The sequence below is a fragment of the Clostridium tagluense genome, assembly GCF_003865095.1.
Classification (GTDB): domain Bacteria; phylum Bacillota; class Clostridia; order Clostridiales; family Clostridiaceae; genus Clostridium_AD; species Clostridium_AD tagluense.
The window spans coordinates 1-17610 of sequence record NZ_BHYK01000049.1 but is presented as its reverse complement, the minus strand read 5'-3'; the positions used below and the strand labels follow the sequence as shown (position 1 = coordinate 17610).

The window sequence follows — 17610 nt, the reverse complement described above, 5'->3', positions numbered from 1 at the left end:
GTTTTGCCGCCGACTTCCTTCAGATTCCACGTCACCATGGACACCCTTGTCTTAAGCTATGCACTTGGCACTATTAACCCGTGCTAGGGACTTTCACCCATTAGATTGCGTCCATGCCGGGCGCACACAAAAAAACACACTCCTATTGAATATAGAAATGTGTTTTAGAAATAATCAGCTTACTTTTATTTTTTATTTTCCTCATTATCTGACATAAGTTCTATAAACTCATGTTTATTATAGTGAAACAATCCTCTAGAAGTAATTTTAACTTCAGGTATTACTGGAAGTGCCATAAAAGATAAGGTTATAAAAGGATCATATTCGTCTCGCACTCCAAAGTTTCTAGCTATTCTACTAAGCCTCTTTAGATTTTCTGCCACAATATAGGGAGTTTCAAAGGTCATTATTCCGCCAATTGGCAAGTTTAATTGTGCAATAACCTTTCCCTCACAAACCATGACTATACCTCCACCACTAGTAACAAGAGTATTAACAGCTACCTCCATGTCCTTATCATTATCTCCCACCACTATAACATTATGAGAATCATGAGCTATTGTTTGTGCTATGGAGCAATGTTTTAAGCCTAAGCCTTCTATAAACGCAACAAAATGCTTACCTGTATTATGATGCCTTTCTATTACTGCTATTTTTAATATATCTTTTTCCATAGTTCTCTTTATATATCCAAATTCATTTTCTATTTTTTTCTTCACTACTTTGGTTTGCAGCGAATTTGGAATTAACTTTATCACATTTATATGTTCTACCCTACTTTGGACTTTGAAAATATCACTATTTATGAAATCCATATGCATTGATGAATTTATCTTTAAGTTAAAATATTTTTTATCCTGCAGTTCTGAATACACTTTACCATTTTTTATAATTTTTTTTATATTTAAACCCTTTAAATCTTCAAATAGCACTAAATCTGCTTTATAACCTGGGGCTATAGCACCCCTATCCACTAACCCATAACACTTGGCTGCATTGTGCGAGGCCATTATAAATGCCTTTATAGGACTCAGTCCTTGTTTTATAGAAACTCTAATGCAGTTATCTATAGATCCAATTTCTAGTAAGTCATCTATATGCCTATCATCCGTGCAAAATAAAAATCTTCCAAAATTACGATTATTAACAGCAGGAAGTATGTCTTTTAAATTTCTTGCCGCAGATCCTTCTCTTAGCATAACGTACATTCCTTTGCTAACTTTATGTGCGGCTTCCACAATATTAGTACATTCATGATCTGTTCTTATACCACAGCTTAAGTAAGCATTTAGCTCCCTCTGTGAAATATCAGGGCAATGCCCATCAATATGTTTATGTTTTGCCATGTCTATTTTTTTTAAAATATTTTCATCTGAATTTACAACTGCGGATACATCCATTACCTCACCAAGCCCTAATACTCTATTATCATTTATTAATTCTTCTAAGTCTTCAGCATTAAGAGTGTATCCACTATCCTCAATTTTTGTTGCTGGTACACAAGATGGTAACATAAAAAAAATATCTATAGGGGTTTCCTTACTATTCTTTAGCATAAAACGAATACCATCCATTCCATCTATATTAGCCATTTCATGTGGATCTGCTATTATCGTAGTTACACCTTTTTTAATTACCACCTCTCCAAACTGCTGTGGCATAATCATAGAGGACTCCATGTGTACATGTGCATCAATGAAACCCGGGGTCACGTATAAACCATTACAATCAATTTCAGCATCCCCCGTGTATTCCCCAATACCTACAATAGTCTCCCCAACTATTGCAATGTCCCCTCTATCTATACTTTCAGTAAACACATTAATAAAATTTGCATTTTTAAGCACTAAATCTGCCTTAGCCCTTCCCATAGCTACATCAATGTTTCTCTTAACTCCATCCACACGCTCTCCCCCTTCAATATTTTTCATACGCCTTATATTAAATTATTATGGAAAGGGTCTTAGTATGCCTTTTTACTTACTAAAAAATTCAGATTATCATTTTTTTGCAAATAAAAAACACAGCTATTGCTGTGCTGTGATTTCTTCAGTTTTTAAATTTACTCTATTGTACCAATCTATATAGATATAAAATAAACTGACAACGTCCTGTTGATTATATAATAGTATTTTATCTTTTTTCTCTTGAGGCATTCTATTTATATAGTCATCATCTTTTACTATTTTACCAAAGGTTTTAGCTAAATTAGATCCACTTATTAATTCACTTTCGCGATCAATATCAAATTTCTTTTCTAAAGCTTTAAGCCCAATGCAAGTTCCTTCAGCTTTTTCATAACATTTTTGCAAATCTATTTCCCCAAAATATCCTTGTAATAAAAAATCTGTTTTATGTGCTTTTAATAAATAATTTATAACTGTAAAATCATTGTTTCCTGAAAATGTAACGATGTATTTTTTATTATACTTCATTTTCATTTCTTCAAAATAATTTTTAGCTAAAGATAATATTTCTATAGCATCTTTTTTATTTTCCGCCATATATTGAGTAACCTTTAATTCTTTTGAAATTTCATCATAAACGCAACACCCAAAAACTCCAATACATATGGGCTTTTTATAAATGTAATGTTCTAAATCAAAAAACAATGCATCTTTAAAGAGTTGTTTATTTCCGTCTATGGTAAGTGAGCTTTCCATAGAAATTTCTCCTACTTTAACAGTACTAAGTTTTGTAATCACAATATCACTCTTTTCTACTAAGTTTACTAAGTTTCTTAGCAAGTTTACTACAGAACAAACTCATAAATTTGCATATATATAACTTAAAACTCTGCTTCCTCTATTTTATCACAATTCCACTATTATATGAAATCATTTTAAAAATTTTGTTGAATTCCCCTGCTATTTTACATTGACACCAATTTATAATAATGTTAAAATGATATTGAGAATTATTTTCATTAAGGAGTGATTATTATGAGTATCTATGATTTAAAACCAGGAGATAAAGCGCTAATTCATTCGGTTTGTGGTGATGAAAAATTTGCTAAACGATTACTAGCATTGGGATGCATAGAAGGTACTGAAGTAACTTTAAAAGCTACCGCCCCTTTAGGCGATCCTATAATTATAAGTTTACGTGGTTTCAATTTAGCTATTAGAAAAAATGACGCTAAAAATATAAAAATAGCATAATTATTGTACGAGAGACATAATGAGGAGGATTTGAATGATCACTGCTGCACTACTAGGTAATCCTAACGTTGGTAAAACAACTCTATATAATGCACTTACAGGTTCTAACCAATACGTAGGTAATTGGGCGGGAGTAACAGTCGAAAAAAAAGAAGGCTTTATCGATAATAAAATTAAAATTGTTGATTTGCCTGGTATTTATGCAATGGATACCTATTCAAATGAAGAAAAAGTTTCCAAAGATTTTTTGCAAAATGGTAATGTGGATGTAATTATTAATATTGTAGATGCATCCAGTCTTGATAGAAATTTATATCTTACTACGCAATTAAAACAATTTAACAAACCAATAATTTTAGTGTTAAACATGGTGGATGTAGCAATAGCTAAGGGGTTAGATATTAATTATGAGCTCTTATCACAAAAACTAGGTGTAACAGTAATACCTATAATAGCTTCAAAGAATAAGGGAATTTCTGATGTTCGAGATTGCCTACTTAAAGAAGATTATATTACCAACTCTTCAAATAGCCTAAAATTCAAAGATGAAAAAGAAACTTATGCATACATTGAAGTTTTACTGAAATCAATCACCAATAAAAAAAGTGATAATAAAGTTTCTATTTCAGAAAAAATAGATAAAGTTGTGCTTAATAGAATAATCGCTTACCCCCTATTTTTCGGAAGTTTATTTTTAATTTTTATGTTTACTTTCAGCTGGGTAGGACAACCTTTAGCTGATTTTCTGGATACCTTGCTTAATGATTCTTTTGTTCCATTTTTAAAAAATCTACTTGCCAGTAACAGCCCTTGGTTTTCTTCATTATTAATTGACGGTATCGTAGGCGGAGTAGGTTCCGTAATAGTATTTTTGCCAGTTATATTGGCATTATTCTTAGGTATTTCATTTTTAGAAGACAGTGGTTACATGGCAAGAGCTGCTTTTATAATGGATAAGCTAATGAGGAAAATGGGTTTGTCAGGTAAAGCTTTTATTCCATTAATTGTTGGTTTCGGTTGTTCTGTTCCAGCTATAATGTCTGCTAGAACTTTAGAGAGTGAAAAAGACAGAAAACTAACCGCACTTTTAGTACCTCTTATGTCTTGCAATGCTAGGCTTCCAGTTTATGCACTCTTTGCATCAGTATTTTTTCCTGGAAAGCAAACCATTGTGGTATTTTCATTATACCTAATGGGTATTACTTTAGCCTTTGGAATTGGTATCTTATTTAAACACACATTGTTTAAAAAAGATGAAGAACCTTTCATTATAGAATTGCCTGAATATAAATTACCAGAACCAAAAAGCTTATTAATTCATACCTGGGAAAAAGGTAAAGGTTTCTTAAAGAAAGCTGGTACTATAATCTTTTCAATCTCCGTAATAGTATGGTTTTTATCAAATTTCAACACTACAGGCATGGTTGATATAAACTCTAGCTTTTTAGCTGCTATTGGAAAATTTATAAACCCAATATTTATTCCACTTGGATTTGGTTCTTGGCAAAATTCCATAGCACTATTAACTGGTCTTATGGCTAAAGAAGTAGTTGTAGGTACCATGGGAGTTATATATGGTAGCAATTTAACACATGTATTACCTGATTTTTTTACTCCTCTATCAGCTTATAGTTTCCTCGCTTTCGTATTACTTTACACTCCTTGTGTATCAGTAATAGCGACTATGAAAAAAGAGTATGGAAATAGAATGGCAATCTTTTCCGTAGCTTATCAATTAATATTAGCATGGGTGGTTTCTTTTATAATATTTAATGTAGGTAGTATTATAATAAGATAATAAAAAGGGGCTATTTAAAATAGCAGCCTCTAGTATAAAATATAGTGAGGTGAGGTGCCAATGGAATTTATTATTGTTGGCGTAATTGTTATTGTAGCTGGATATATCTTATATTCTAATATAAAAAAACAAGCAAAGGGTGATTGTGGTTGTGGAAATGGATGCAAAGGTTGTAGCCACAGTTGCGTGATAAAACCTTCTGCTAAGGATGATGACAAAATTAAATAAAAAGCAGTCCTATAGTACATAAATGTATTATAGGACTGTTTTTTTATAGTTGGCTATTCACCACTTTTAGTGGCTGATTTGTGTTTATATTATTATTTAAAAGTGACATTTGTTTTTTTTCTGATTTTTCTTTCCTTTTTAAATCCAAATTATTTTCAATAATATCAATGACCTTGAAAATTTTAGGCAAGTTTAGGACATCTTCGTAATTGTGAAGCATGAGGATTTCTTTTAATTTTTCATCATGTTTTACTAGGTACTCATTATATATTTCAACGCTCCTAGCTCCATTTATTTCATCTCGCCTTTTAATACCTGCAAACTTCTCTACACTTTTTAAACTACAGTTCTTCATTCCCATCTTTTTATGGAATGGTCTTATAATCTTAAACAAGTCAATATGTTCACTAGGCAGTCTAAACCCAAGATTGTGTCTATTCATCTTTCTAATTACGAAAGGTTCATCAAAAGCTGTACCATTATAAGAACACCATTTTTCAAAATTGTTCATAGATTTTTTAAGTTCTTTCAAAATGCTCTCCTCTTCACAAGGCGATTCTGCAAAATATTGAACAACTTTAAATTGATCTTCTTTTAAGTAATATCCCAAAGATATCAATACTATTCTATCACGTTCAAAATCAAAACCTGTAGCCTCAATATCCAAATACGCAATAGTATCCATCTTATATTTTCTAAAAATCTCCTTGGGTAAAGTAACGTTAATTTCATATTCTTTGATAAACATAGTTCCCCCTAATCTATAAAAAAAGAAAAGTATTACAACAAATGTTTTTCTATTTGCTAAGTAATTCTAAATAAATTTTACATTTTTCTATATTTTAATAATACATTAAAAACAAGGTTATTGCAAATCATTGCAATAATAAACAAACAAATAAATAATATGTCTGCATCTTATTTATTTGTTTGTGCCTAAGCTGCTCTATTACATTCTATCTACTACTTCTATACCTATAAGGTTTAATGCATTCTTGATTACTTGGCAAGTAGCTTCTACCATCTTAATCTTAGCTTTTTTATTAGATTCATCTTCTAAATTAGCTATATTATGCTGGTTGTAGAATTTATTAAAGGATTTAGCTACCTCAATAACATATCTTGTAACCATAGATGGTTCTAATTTATCAATAGCATACATAATTGAGTTTTGGAATCCTTCTAACTGTTTCACAAGTTCAAATTCTTCTTTAGAATTTAATTTATTGTAATCAAGCTCTACATCAGAGATAATCCCATTGCTATTTTCTTCAACTTTTCTTAATATGCTTTTTGCTCTTGCATAAGTATATTGAACATATGGACCTGTTTCTCCATCAAAGCTAAGCATTTCTTCCCAATTAAAAACAATATCTCTTTCTCTGTGGTTTTTTAAATAAGTGAATATGATAGCACCTATTCCTACTTTTTTAGCTACCTCTTCTTTGTTTTCTAGTTCTGGATTTTTTACATTTATTATTTCAAGAGTTTTCGCCACCGCTTCGCTTAATAGCTCATCTAAGAAAATAACATCACCTTTTCTTGTAGATAATTTTTTATCTGCAAATCTTACAGTTCCAAATGGTACATGCACACAATCATCTGCCCACTCATTGCCCATAAGCTTTAATGTAGTAAATACTTGCTTAAAATGAAGAGCTTGATCTTTTCCAACTACATAAATATTTTTATGGAAATCATAAGTCTTCTTTCTGTAAGTTGCTGCAGCTAAATCACGTGTTGCATAAATTGTAGCTCCATCTGATTTTTTAATTATGCAAGGTGGTATATTGTACTCATCCAGCATTACAACCTTAGCTCCATTACTTTCTACAAGTAGACCCTTTGCCTCTATGTCTGCAATTACATCTTCCATTTTGTCACAGTAAAAACTTTCTCCGGCGTAAGAATCAAATTTAACATTTAGTGTTTCATAAAGTTTTTTAAACTCCACTAGGCTTAAGTCTCTAAATTTAGTCCAAAGCTGAACTTCCTCTGCTCTGCCATCTTCTAATCTCTTGAAGTACATTTTTGCTTCATCATTAAGTGCTGGGCAAGTTTCAGCCTCTTCATGGAATTTAACATAAATTCTTAATAATTCTTTAATAGGCTCTTTTTCTAAAGTTTCCTCGTCTACCCAGTTTTTATAAGCGTAAATAAGCTTACCAAATTGTGTTCCCCAATCACCAAGATGATTGACTCCAGTACAATTATATCCTTCAAAAGAAAGTATCTTATATAAAGAGCTACCGATAACTGTGGTGAACAAATGTCCTACATGGAATGGCTTTGCTATATTAGGTGATGAATATTCTACTATCATATTCTTACCTTCACCCATTTTAGAAGAGCCGTAGTTTTCTCCATCTTTTAATATTTTTTCTATAGTAGCTTTAATAAATGCTCCTTTGTCTAAAAAGAAGTTTACGTAAGGACCAAAACACTCTATTTTTTCAAAACCCTCTGTCTCAATTTTTTCTTTTAAATCATTAGCTATTGCATTAGGTGCTTTTTTCATGGTTTTTGCTAACTGAAAACAAGGAAAAGCAAATTCTCCCATTTCAGGTTTTGGTGGTATTTCAATTAAATTCTCTATTGTTTCTATGTCGAGTTCCACCAATTGTTTAATTCTTTCCGCAACTATTTTTTTATAATCCATATTATTTCCCTCCTGTTTTGCTCTGGAGCCGAAAACAATTATTAATTGTTTTCCCTCATGATTTTAGAACTCATATGTTTTCTAATATAACAAAAAACCCATCTCTAAATAAAGAGACGGGTTATATTTCCGCGGTACCACTCTAGTTGACTATAAAGTCCACTCAATATTTTAACGCTCTTCGCGGCATGCCCTATAAGAGTCAAAAGTTATTTCTTCTAACTAGTTCAGGTAGCTCCTCCAAGGTTCTTTTCCTAAAATTAATCTGATTAATTTTGTTAAATAGCTGCCCATTTAACTTCCTATACCTTACAAGGCTTACACCATACCCTTGCTCGCTTTAAGATTAATAAGAAAGTACTATCCTTTTCATAGAATTTAGTTATTATATATTAATTTCATATTACAACATATTATATTACTACTAGTATATTGTTGTCAACTTTTTTAATATCATAATTAAATTATATTTTTTTACTTACATAATTTTTTAAATTCATCTGCTACAAATTGAACTTTTGTTCCAACAATAACTTGTAAACTTGTTTTACCAGGTCTCATTACTCCCATTGCACCTGAGGATTTAATGATTTTTTCATTTACATTTACCTGATCTTTAATTTCTAAACGTAATCTAGTTACACAATTATCAATAGATACTACATTTTCTTTTCCACCAACACCTTTTAATATAATAGATGCTATTTGTGTAAAATCATTATTTGCAAGTTTTACATTCATTTCTGCATCTTTATCATCTTCTTCTCTACCAGGCGTTTTCAAATTAAATTTTGTAATTGCAAAACGGAATGTAATATAATAAATAACAGCGAATGCTAACCCAATTGGAATCAGCAAAATTGGATTTTCAGCCATAGGAGCCTTAAAGCTTAGAAACCAATCTACAAAACCTGCACTAAAATTAAATCCAGCTCTCACCGGTAACGATGCACATACGAAAGCAGAAATACCTGTTAAACCAGCATGAATTAAAAATAGACCTGGAGCTAAAAACATGAAAGCAAATTCTAATGGTTCTGTAACACCAGTGAAGAACGAAGATATTGCTCCTGCTAATAATAACCCATATACCATTTTCTTCTTTTTGTCTTTAGCTGTATGATACATAGCGAGTGCTCCTGCTGGTAGCCCAAACATCATTACAGGGAAGAATCCAGTCATATACATACCAGTTACCCCTAATGTTCCTTTACCTGACCAGAAGTTACCAATATCATTAATTCCAGCTACATCAAACCAAAATACAGTATTAAGTGCATGGTGAAGACCAGTTGGTAATAATAATCTATTAAAAAACGCATAAATACCTGCACCAATAGCACCTGTAGATATAATTGACTTTCCAAAAGCTACTAATGCTCCATAAACTATAGGCCATATAAAGAATAAAATAATGGCTGCAAAAATTGACACCCCAGCCGTTACAATAGCAACACTTCTTTTTCCACTAAAGAAACCTAAAGCATCTGGTAATTTAGTACCTTTAAATCTATTGTAACAACTAGCACCAATTAAACCTGCTAAAATACCAACAAATTGTGTTTCAATATGGCTAAACGCTGCTGGTACTGCTGCAACTTTAATAACTTTAAACATTGCTACAGCCGCTGGAGATAATAAAGTGGTAATCATAAGCCATGAAACAAGACCTGCTAGCCCCGCTGTGCCGTCATTATCCTCTGACATTCCAACAGCTACACCAATTGCAAATAAAATTCCCATATTCTTAATTAGTGAATTACCTGCTGTTATTAAGAACGCTGCAGCTACGTTGTTTGCTCCCCATCCTGTAGGATCAATCCAATAACCAATACCCATTAAAATGCTTGCAACAGGTAGACAAGCTACTGGAAGCATTAATGATTTACCTAATTTTTGTAGATACTTCATCATAATAAAATTCCTCCCCCTATTTCTTTAAATTTATTTTAAGGATTTGTTACATCCTTAATTTCACAATAAATTTTTTAATAAAAAAAGCCGAAAAAGATAATTAATATTATCCTTTTCAGCTTTTGCCCGAATTTAATCGGTTACACGCTAAATAAAAGTTTCTATACACCTATGATACTATATTACATATATATAATCAATACTTTTTTTAATTATAGTAAATTAATTAATCTCCTTAATACACTCTGAGAACTTTTTCAAGTCAGTAATGGCCTCTATGCAAGAGAAATTCTCACAAACATAAGCAGTAGTTTTTCCCTGCAATGGTATATGTGCTTTTATTTCAGGATTTATAGAATTTAACTTTTCATCACCAGTGTTTAACACTACTGTAGCAAAAGGTAGATAATTGCTATTAATCTCTTTAATCATAGCCTTTGTTTCCACGTCCTCCTCTTTTCCTGCAACTATAATGTCTTTCCCTGGTACCCTACTATATAATAGTGCCGTCATAAAATAAGCATGAGCACTTTCTATAGTTTTAACCTTTGAAGCAAAAACTTCAAATTGCCTATCTGACTCATTTCTGAGTTCATTATTAGCAGTTAATCTAGCAAGCCTTAACATATTTAAAGTAGCCACTGAGTTACCTGAGGGCACTGCACCATCGTATATATCTTTAGGCCTAACAATTAATTCTTCTCCGTCGATTCCATATAAAAACAATCCACCTTGATCTTCATCTTTAAATAGCTTAAGCATATTATCATTAAGTTCTAGTGCTGTAATTAAATATTTCACATTAAAAGTGGCTTCATATAATTCAATTAGTGCACTCACTGTGAAAGCATAGTCTTCCAAATAGCCTAAGTGAGCTATTTCACCATCCCTATATCTAGCCATTAATCTCCCTTTTTCATTAATCATATTACTTAAGACAAAATCCATAGCTTTTTGCGCCTGCTTAATATAACTACCATTATCAAAAACCCTTCCTCCATAAGCCAGTGCAGCAATCATAAGTCCATTCCAAGAGGTTAATATCTTGTCATCCTTGTAGGGATGAATTCTTCTTTCTCGATATTCAAAAAGCCTTTGTCTCATTTTTTCTAATTTTTGCTGCAGCTCATCATTTAGCTTAGAGCTACTTTCCATACCTATGAGGTTTGGAATATTCCTACCTTCAAAATTTCCTTTTTCAGTTATATCGTAGTGATCGCAATAGGTTTTATAAAATTGCTCTCCTAAAACTAAGGCCACTTCCTTTAATGTTAGTAAATAAAATTTACCCTCTTCTCCTTCACTATCTGCATCTTCAGCAGAATAAAAAGCCCCTTCTTTTGACGTCATATCCCTAAGTATATAATTAAATATTTTTTCAGCTACTCCTTTGTAAAATACATTAGCTGTAGCTTCAAAAGCCTCCACATATACCGTAGCTAAAAGTGCATTATCATATAACATTTTCTCAAAATGAGGTACTAACCATTTCTCATCTGTGGAATACCTTGAGAATCCAAATCCAATATGGTCAAAAATTCCACCCTCATACATGGCTTCCAGTGTTTTTTCCACTATTTCTAATGCTTTAGGCTCATTATAATTTTTCCAATATCTTAACAAAAATCGTAAATTGTGAGGCGCGGGAAATTTTGGAGAAGAACCAAATCCACCATAATTCGCATCAAATACACTGTTGAAACTATTATATGCATTATGTATTTCTTCTTCTCCTATTTCCTCCCTATTAACCAATGCATCAATGCCTTTTATGTGCTCTACTATTCTTTCACTGGATTTTACAATATCCTCTCTTTTCTCATTCCACTGCTGCGCAAGAGAGTTCATTACATCCATTATCCCTGGCATTCCATATCTACTTTCCACGGGGAAATAAGTACCTGCATAAAAAGGTTTTTTATCTGGAGTCATAAAAATAGTTAAAGGCCATCCACCACTTCCTGTTAATGCTTGACATACCGTCATATAAATACTGTCTATATCTAGGCGTTCTTCCTTATCTACCTTTATTGCTACGAAATATTTATTTAAAATAGCCGCTACTGCTTCATTTTCAAAGGATTCTTTTTCCATTACATGACACCAATGACAAGTCCATTGCGTGAACCACTACGAGTACCCAACAGATAAAAAGACAGGCTTATTTTCAGCCTTAGCCTTTGTAAATGCTTCTTCTCCCCATGCAAACCAGTCAACAGGATTATGTGCATGTTGAAGTAGATAAGGAGATTTTTCATTTATTAATCTATTAGGTATACTTGTAAAATTGTTCATTGCAATCACCTCCTAAAATTTATTAGTGTATTAATGTAAGTATAACCTAACAGTAGATATTTAAGTCCCAAAACATAAAAAAGAGAGTAGAAGGAATTTATCCTCTGCTCTCTATCTCTTTTACTACTCTTGTCATTGTTTCTGCATATCTTTTTAATGCTGTTTGTGATGGTGTATTTGCTCTCACAGTTATTCTGCTCATTCTGCCATTTATCATTCTTTCCTCAGTTTTCTCATATGTATACTGTCCTCTTTCAACTTCCATTACTAATCCCCCACAATCGTTTTACTTTCTAAAATTCATGTAGGGATAACTTTTCGTTTGTGACTAAAAAGATAAAAAAAGGAACAAAAGGCTTCTAAGTCCTTGCTCCTTACCTCTCTTTATATAAATATTATGACCATAATTACATATCTTCTAATTCTTTAATTAACATATCAACGGTTACTTCTGGCTTTGAAGTACCTAGCAGTGCGATTTCAGCCATTTTTTCACTGTGTTGTAACGCTAGGGCAATTCCCTTAATTTTCGTATTTTCATTTAGCTTAGGATTAGCTAGTATTCTTTCTAATTCTTCTAATGCTAGACTGCGAATCCCTATCATACGTTTATTTGTATATTCTGCAAGCAGTTTCAAAAAGATATCTCCTGACCTGTACTTTCCTATTGTACGAGCGTTTATGCCTGTGCGTCGCTCTAGTTCACGATTTGAAATTCTAACGTCCTCTACAATATAAGTAAGTAACACTGCACAAACCTCTTTCTCTCTAAGGTGTCTGTTTGCTTCAACTTTTAATGGCAATCCAGTTTCTTCATCATATGTTACTAATCCACACTCTTCTAAGCCTTCTAAGACATCCGTTTTATCTAACATTGTAATCCTCCTTTTATAACAGAAAGACAGGTAAGAAGTCCTTTCGACCCCCTCCTGTCCTTGTAGTTAATACACTCTTGTAGACATTTCATATAAGTATTTTGAGTTTTTTATCGAACCACAGTTAAACATTATTGCCCCTAATTCTTTGAACGATGGATTGGGATATTGTGGATTCTGGTGAAAACTACAAGTTAACGAATACTGAGGATAACCAAGCCCTTGTGCAATCCTTGTAAACTCATCAAGTTCAGTTTCTATAGAGTTTCTAGTGCTGTTAAGTTTATCAAGTAGTTCCAGCTGTCTCTCTCTTATTTGTGCTAACTCAGAGTAGATAACCCTTTCCTCTACAGTTTGGTACTCGTGAAGTTCTTGATTACTGATATCACGAAATTCTTTTAATAGCCTGTCTACTTCTGAGTTCTGCATTATTAAAATAAACGTATTTCTCTTTTCTATCTCTACTTCTAACATTCTTTTGTAATTATCAATTTTAGTTATACAGTTAGTAAGTGGCTTACGAAAATCGTCTCCAGCTGTAATCATATCTTTAAGTAACAGTTCTTCTTTAAGATTGCGTGCTGTAGCAAGTTCACCTGAAATCTTTTCAATAGAAACATCAACTTCAGCCACTCTTTCATTAAACTTTTGCAAATAGCTATTTAAATCAGCTCTATCAAGTATATCCTCACTTGTTAATTGAACACTCATTATTTTGTACCTCCTGTTTTATATTTTGCCTTATCGACTTTCTTAGGTGTTTGAGTAGCATAGCCATATTCCGTTATTTGTTGAGCTGTAGCTTTCCCAGTGTCAATCATCCTCTTAATATTTTCAAGTTCTTCTGTTGTATAAATGTAAGCCATAATTATTTTCCTCCTTTGAATTGTTTTTCTTTCAGTTTGCCAGTTTCTATAAGGCCAATTAGTGAGTATATATTTTCTAAGTCCTCCGATGTCATTTCCCTATCATTCCAAAACTTATTAAAAACTTCATTCGTATTATCATTCACTTGTAAACTCCCCTCAGCAATTTTGTACAGGTATGGCTTACTGTAATTGAAACCTTTTTCTTTAGATATCTTCTCGAGTGAAGTTCCTAGATATACTGCAAGATACTTTATTAAATTCTGTGAAAATTTAATATTCATGGCGCTACCTCCCTAAATTAATTGATTTTCTAACTTTGTTATACTTTTAATATATAACTTGTCTCCTCTTCTAGGCAAACACAAGCCCCATTTAACAACCCTAGACTAAACTTTTCTATTCAATTTAGTACAGCGTATACCACACTTGGAGGAACGTATTTCTGCACTCTCTTATTATTCCATATCCCTATTATTAAAGGTCATAACAACATTTATATTTTCTCGTCAAAACTTTGGACTACTTATTTATTTCCTTTGATACTAAGTATTCAGTTGAGTGGGTATAAAAAAGAAGGCAACTGTTTTTCACAGAAACCTTCATTCATCTTTTGTCATTTTAGTTGTTTTTATCAATTAGCCTGTTGAACTCGTACTAGGCGTTTGGTTTTATTTCTTGTTTCTTTCTCCTATTTTACAAAAGCTTTGTTTAGACATCCAACAATCCATGAATTATTAATACATAATATAACCATTAGAACACTACCTAAAATAATAGCTATACTTAAATGTTTTAATAATCTTGCTAAACGGAAACTACAGGCAGACTTAATAGAATCATACATGCATAGGAATGATAGATATGAAATGTGAACTTCCTCTTTTTTAGTAACTGATAAACTAATATCATTTTTATCTCTGTCATATTTAGTCTTAAATGCTTTTTGATATCTAGACATTTTCACTAGTTGTCTAAATATTGGCAAGTCAAATAAATCTTCTAAAACTGTAGGTAATTTTATAAATATAGTATGAGTTCCTACATCAAACTCCTTTTCAGGATTTTCTAACACTGTAATTAAGGAGTGATTGTTCAGTAATTTTTCAGATTGCTTTCTAGGAATAAATGGCCATCTTATCCAAGGTTCCACTTTATTTATATCATAAAAAATTTTATGGTTCTGTTTAACCCGTTCCAACTTGTCTCTTTCAAGTATATCTGCCACAGTAATTAATCCTGATCCAAATGTAGCTAAAATCGCTCCTTGAGACAATAATCCTATATAATCTAATGGAGTATTAGTAATTGCAAAAACTAAAAATGAAATAAACATTCCTATTAAATAAATACAAACGTTAAATATGTTCATGACTTATCCCCTTATATGTAAATTTTCAAAATTACTTATTCATCCTTATCTTCTGTATTATCTGCTTCGTCTACAATACCACTTATATTGTCTATTTCACTAGTGGTAAACCTATCTATATAACTTTTATTTGAAAGAAGTTCAATATCAATAATGCTATATATTTGTTTAATATCTTTAGCTTCATCATCTATATCAATCTTAATTTTAGCTTGTGCCTTGCTAAATTCAACAAATGTAGTTCCAGATTTTGTTTCATACTTTATCATATCACCTACAGAACCTTCACCTTCCAGAAACGCTCTTGCTGTTGGCGATTTAGATAAATTTCCTTTATCATTTGCTTCAAGGTAAGCCGATTTTAATATTTTTGAATCATATCTATTATGTGAATCCGCCCTTAATCCATCAAGTTCTTTCATAGGATTATGAAGTTGAGTTCCATCAACTATTAAGGAGCCTTGTAGTTTTGAAAATTTTACTTCCTTAACAATATTATCATCATCATAGAATACTTTTTTATAGTTTTCCTTATCTAATCCTGCATAAAATGGAAATAACAGTACATTTTCACTTAGTTCTTTACTAAGAAGACCTTGAAGCCGCTCCAAAACTCCTCCATGCGTAAGAAATTTAGATGAGTATCTTTTTTTATGAACAAATATTATTAATTGTGTTGTATCTATTATAAATACAGTTCTAATCCAAGGATAATCCTCAATTTTAAGTGGTTTCTTATTCTCATACTTTACAAAATCTTCAATTGATTCTTGAGCAAAATAGCCAAATACTTTATCATCTTCTTTATTCACTTCAACAAATCCATATTTACCTTCAGTTTTAGACTCTTCTATATCCATTGTGAATATGTGCTCAAAAAAAGTATCTTTAATTGTATTCCAATTTGGTATTAATAACTTATATGCTCTAAATGTATATTCCATACTGAGACAACACCTTCCTATTTTTATATATTGTGATTATATTATACAATGTTATGCATTTATTTACAATATTACCTTTAATAACATTTCATATGTCATATTTATATAAATTATAAATTGTTAACAGAAAATAGTGACTTGATGTTACAATCTTCGTTCAATACCTCTTTTTATGTTCGATTATAAAAGTCATAATATTATTAATATTGCCATGTCACAAAACATACATTACCCTACATGATAAATATGGAACAGATACACGATGATAAATAAAGCTGAAGAGCATGGTACTTAGAAGGAGACCATAATATGAATTGTTCAGATTGCAAACGAGATTGGTATTAAAACAAGATTATTTTATAGCACTTCAAGAATATTATGTTAACGTTGCTAAAGAGAAATATGAAGTAGGGGGTATATACAATAGCGTAGTGTTGTTTCAACTAACTAGTGTTATGAGAAAAAGACTGTCCAAAAGTTAAGTTGGATAATTTTCTTCAGCACCTACAGGACTTCAAGCATAAGCCAGAGGCTGGAGCTGTTGAAGGAGACCCTGTAATGATGAATTTGATTGTTGATAAACCTGCAAGAATTAAAGATAAACAACTGAAAGCAAGGCTGTCCATAGGCTTTTAGCGGTCATATTGACAGCCTTTTATCAAATAGAGGAGGGAACCCAAATGCTAACTACTTTAGACTTATATAAATTTAATGTGAGACCTAGTGGTAAAGAAATTGGTGGTATACAGAATAGAATGACCAAAGGAACAACAGATATTACACCACTTGAACTACTTTATGCGGTTGGTAGAGATGGTTGTAGCTTTAAACCCGCAACCTTTGATGGCAACAGTGTGAAAAACGAGAAACAAATTTTAAGGAACTTCATATAATTCATATTGACGAAGTTAAAAATTGGAATATAAATAGGAGTCTAGAGACATTAATAAGTACGACATCGACTACGAAGGGATATATAAGACATTCAGTTATACAGATGAAAAGCAGAATCACAGAATACTATTTAAATTACCAGCAGTAATAACGAATAAAAACCTTGTAGCTTTCGTGTATTTTTTGTTTATGAATATCTTCCCAACAGATAAGCAATGTATAGACGCAAATAGACTGTACTTTGGTGGAAATAATGAGCCTATTATTGGAACTGATAAGCCACTAAAACTTGACAATCTGTACTTTGCCTTCTGTAACTATGGACAACTTCTAACCAGCAGAAAGTTAAAAAATTAAAGAAATTGGTGACTAATTTGGACTAGATATTATAAATGGACAGTTAGAAGTTGAGATTTTAACGCTCGAAGAAAGTAATGGTAAAAAACACGAGTGCCACGCGACCTCCTTATTATATATGAGCGTTCACGGAAACTCCTTAGTTCCTGTGATTACTCATTTTTAGTATCATTAATTTTTGTTGATTCCCCCACTTTTTTCGCATAAAACACTTGACAAGTTTGTAGAATTTTGCGGTCCTTCTCTT

General features: G+C 31.8%; 16 protein-coding genes and 1 pseudogene. 4 read left to right on the top strand and 13 right to left on the bottom strand.

Going from position 1 to position 17610, the window contains the following annotated elements; translation table 11 throughout:
• Nucleotides 1-185 precede the first annotated feature (185 nt).
• Together ade and Ctaglu_RS22980 are read right to left on the bottom strand one after the other, a co-directional pair.
• Entirely contained in the window at nucleotides 186-1904 is a 1719-nt protein-coding gene (gene ade / locus Ctaglu_RS22985) for an adenine deaminase (RefSeq protein ID WP_233439925.1), read from the bottom strand.
• Between the two features lie 123 nt (nucleotides 1905-2027).
• Nucleotides 2028-2705 carry a ribonuclease H-like domain-containing protein gene (locus tag Ctaglu_RS22980; protein WP_125006146.1) on the bottom strand — a complete coding sequence of 226 codons (678 nt, stop codon included), beginning with the start codon at nucleotides 2703-2705 and terminating at the stop codon, nucleotides 2028-2030.
• A 237-nt stretch (nucleotides 2706-2942) separates the two neighbouring features.
• Here Ctaglu_RS22980 and Ctaglu_RS22975 point away from each other — a divergent pair, with 237 nt between their 5' ends.
• Genes Ctaglu_RS22975 through Ctaglu_RS22965 form a run of 3 tightly spaced genes read left to right on the top strand, consistent with a single transcriptional unit; the run spans nucleotide 2943 to nucleotide 5187 of the window.
• Entirely contained in the window at nucleotides 2943-3161 is a 219-nt protein-coding gene (locus Ctaglu_RS22975; protein WP_125006142.1) for a FeoA family protein, read from the top strand.
• A 34-nt stretch (nucleotides 3162-3195) separates the two neighbouring features.
• A complete protein-coding gene (feoB, locus tag Ctaglu_RS22970) occupies nucleotides 3196-4959 on the top strand; it encodes a ferrous iron transport protein B (protein WP_125006140.1) in 1764 nt (587 codons plus the stop codon).
• A 60-nt stretch (nucleotides 4960-5019) separates the two neighbouring features.
• Nucleotides 5020-5187 (top strand): FeoB-associated Cys-rich membrane protein, encoded by a 168-nt coding sequence (locus tag Ctaglu_RS22965; protein ID WP_125006138.1) that lies wholly within the window; start codon nucleotides 5020-5022, stop codon nucleotides 5185-5187.
• Between the two features lie 43 nt (nucleotides 5188-5230).
• On the opposite strand, the gene Ctaglu_RS22960 is transcribed toward Ctaglu_RS22965, so the two are convergent.
• The 11 genes and pseudogenes from Ctaglu_RS22960 to Ctaglu_RS22915 form a co-directional block, all read right to left on the bottom strand.
• On the bottom strand, nucleotides 5231-5935 hold the full coding sequence (locus tag Ctaglu_RS22960) for a ribonuclease H-like domain-containing protein (protein WP_125006136.1): 705 nt from the start codon (nucleotides 5933-5935) through the stop codon (nucleotides 5231-5233).
• A gap of 201 nt (nucleotides 5936-6136) precedes the next feature.
• Nucleotides 6137-7846: an arginine--tRNA ligase gene (gene argS, locus Ctaglu_RS22955; RefSeq protein WP_125006134.1), complete on the bottom strand. Its 1710-nt coding sequence runs from the start codon at nucleotides 7844-7846 to the stop codon at nucleotides 6137-6139.
• A gap of 474 nt (nucleotides 7847-8320) precedes the next feature.
• Nucleotides 8321-9760, bottom strand: a complete 1440-nt coding sequence (gene nagE / locus Ctaglu_RS22950) for an N-acetylglucosamine-specific PTS transporter subunit IIBC (RefSeq protein ID WP_125006132.1) — start codon at nucleotides 9758-9760, stop codon at nucleotides 8321-8323.
• A 222-nt stretch (nucleotides 9761-9982) separates the two neighbouring features.
• Nucleotides 9983-12055 (bottom strand): annotated as a pseudogene (locus tag Ctaglu_RS22945) (thioredoxin domain-containing protein).
• Between the two features lie 97 nt (nucleotides 12056-12152).
• Nucleotides 12153-12320 (bottom strand): hypothetical protein, encoded by a 168-nt coding sequence (locus Ctaglu_RS25610; RefSeq protein WP_185732929.1) that lies wholly within the window; start codon nucleotides 12318-12320, stop codon nucleotides 12153-12155.
• A 142-nt stretch (nucleotides 12321-12462) separates the two neighbouring features.
• Nucleotides 12463-12930: a hypothetical protein gene (locus Ctaglu_RS22935; RefSeq protein WP_125006126.1), complete on the bottom strand. Its 468-nt coding sequence runs from the start codon at nucleotides 12928-12930 to the stop codon at nucleotides 12463-12465.
• Nucleotides 12931-12996: 66 nt separating this feature from the next.
• Nucleotides 12997-13641 carry a hypothetical protein gene (locus Ctaglu_RS22930; RefSeq protein ID WP_125006124.1) on the bottom strand — a complete coding sequence of 215 codons (645 nt, stop codon included), beginning with the start codon at nucleotides 13639-13641 and terminating at the stop codon, nucleotides 12997-12999.
• A complete protein-coding gene (locus tag Ctaglu_RS25605) occupies nucleotides 13641-13796 on the bottom strand; it encodes a hypothetical protein (RefSeq protein WP_185732928.1) in 156 nt (51 codons plus the stop codon). Before Ctaglu_RS25605 ends, Ctaglu_RS22930 begins: the two co-directional genes overlap by 1 nt.
• A gap of 2 nt (nucleotides 13797-13798) precedes the next feature.
• On the bottom strand, nucleotides 13799-14080 hold the full coding sequence (locus tag Ctaglu_RS22925) for a hypothetical protein (RefSeq protein ID WP_125006122.1): 282 nt from the start codon (nucleotides 14078-14080) through the stop codon (nucleotides 13799-13801).
• 407 nt (nucleotides 14081-14487) lie between these two features.
• Nucleotides 14488-15168, bottom strand: a complete 681-nt coding sequence (locus Ctaglu_RS22920) for a hypothetical protein (protein WP_125006120.1) — start codon at nucleotides 15166-15168, stop codon at nucleotides 14488-14490.
• Nucleotides 15169-15203: 35 nt separating this feature from the next.
• A complete protein-coding gene (locus Ctaglu_RS22915; protein ID WP_125006118.1) occupies nucleotides 15204-16112 on the bottom strand; it encodes a hypothetical protein in 909 nt (302 codons plus the stop codon).
• 680 nt (nucleotides 16113-16792) lie between these two features.
• Between Ctaglu_RS22915 and Ctaglu_RS22910 the strand changes: the two genes are divergently transcribed.
• On the top strand, nucleotides 16793-17005 hold the full coding sequence (locus Ctaglu_RS22910; RefSeq protein ID WP_125006116.1) for a hypothetical protein: 213 nt from the start codon (nucleotides 16793-16795) through the stop codon (nucleotides 17003-17005).
• The last annotated feature ends 605 nt before the right edge of the window (nucleotides 17006-17610 follow it).

Excerpts from the sequence above, each read along its gene's own strand:
- Ctaglu_RS22975 (WP_125006142.1), top strand. The coding sequence starts at position 2,943 with ATGAGTATCTATGATTTAAAACCAGGAGATAAAGCGCTAATTCATTCG.
- feoB (WP_125006140.1), top strand. The coding sequence starts at position 3,196 with ATGATCACTGCTGCACTACTAGGTAATCCTAACGTTGGTAAAACAACT.
- Ctaglu_RS22965 (WP_125006138.1), top strand. The coding sequence starts at position 5,020 with ATGGAATTTATTATTGTTGGCGTAATTGTTATTGTAGCTGGATATATC.
- Ctaglu_RS22960 (WP_125006136.1), bottom strand. The coding sequence starts at position 5,935 with ATGTTTATCAAAGAATATGAAATTAACGTTACTTTACCCAAGGAGATT.
- argS (WP_125006134.1), bottom strand. The coding sequence starts at position 7,846 with ATGGATTATAAAAAAATAGTTGCGGAAAGAATTAAACAATTGGTGGAA.
- nagE (WP_125006132.1), bottom strand. The coding sequence starts at position 9,760 with ATGATGAAGTATCTACAAAAATTAGGTAAATCATTAATGCTTCCAGTA.
- Ctaglu_RS25610 (WP_185732929.1), bottom strand. The coding sequence starts at position 12,320 with ATGGAAGTTGAAAGAGGACAGTATACATATGAGAAAACTGAGGAAAGA.
- Ctaglu_RS22935 (WP_125006126.1), bottom strand. The coding sequence starts at position 12,930 with ATGTTAGATAAAACGGATGTCTTAGAAGGCTTAGAAGAGTGTGGATTA.
- Ctaglu_RS22930 (WP_125006124.1), bottom strand. The coding sequence starts at position 13,641 with ATGAGTGTTCAATTAACAAGTGAGGATATACTTGATAGAGCTGATTTA.
- Ctaglu_RS25605 (WP_185732928.1), bottom strand. The coding sequence starts at position 13,796 with ATGGCTTACATTTATACAACAGAAGAACTTGAAAATATTAAGAGGATG.
- Ctaglu_RS22925 (WP_125006122.1), bottom strand. The coding sequence starts at position 14,080 with ATGAATATTAAATTTTCACAGAATTTAATAAAGTATCTTGCAGTATAT.
- Ctaglu_RS22920 (WP_125006120.1), bottom strand. The coding sequence starts at position 15,168 with ATGAACATATTTAACGTTTGTATTTATTTAATAGGAATGTTTATTTCA.
- Ctaglu_RS22915 (WP_125006118.1), bottom strand. The coding sequence starts at position 16,112 with ATGGAATATACATTTAGAGCATATAAGTTATTAATACCAAATTGGAAT.
- Ctaglu_RS22910 (WP_125006116.1), top strand. The coding sequence starts at position 16,793 with ATGCTAACTACTTTAGACTTATATAAATTTAATGTGAGACCTAGTGGT.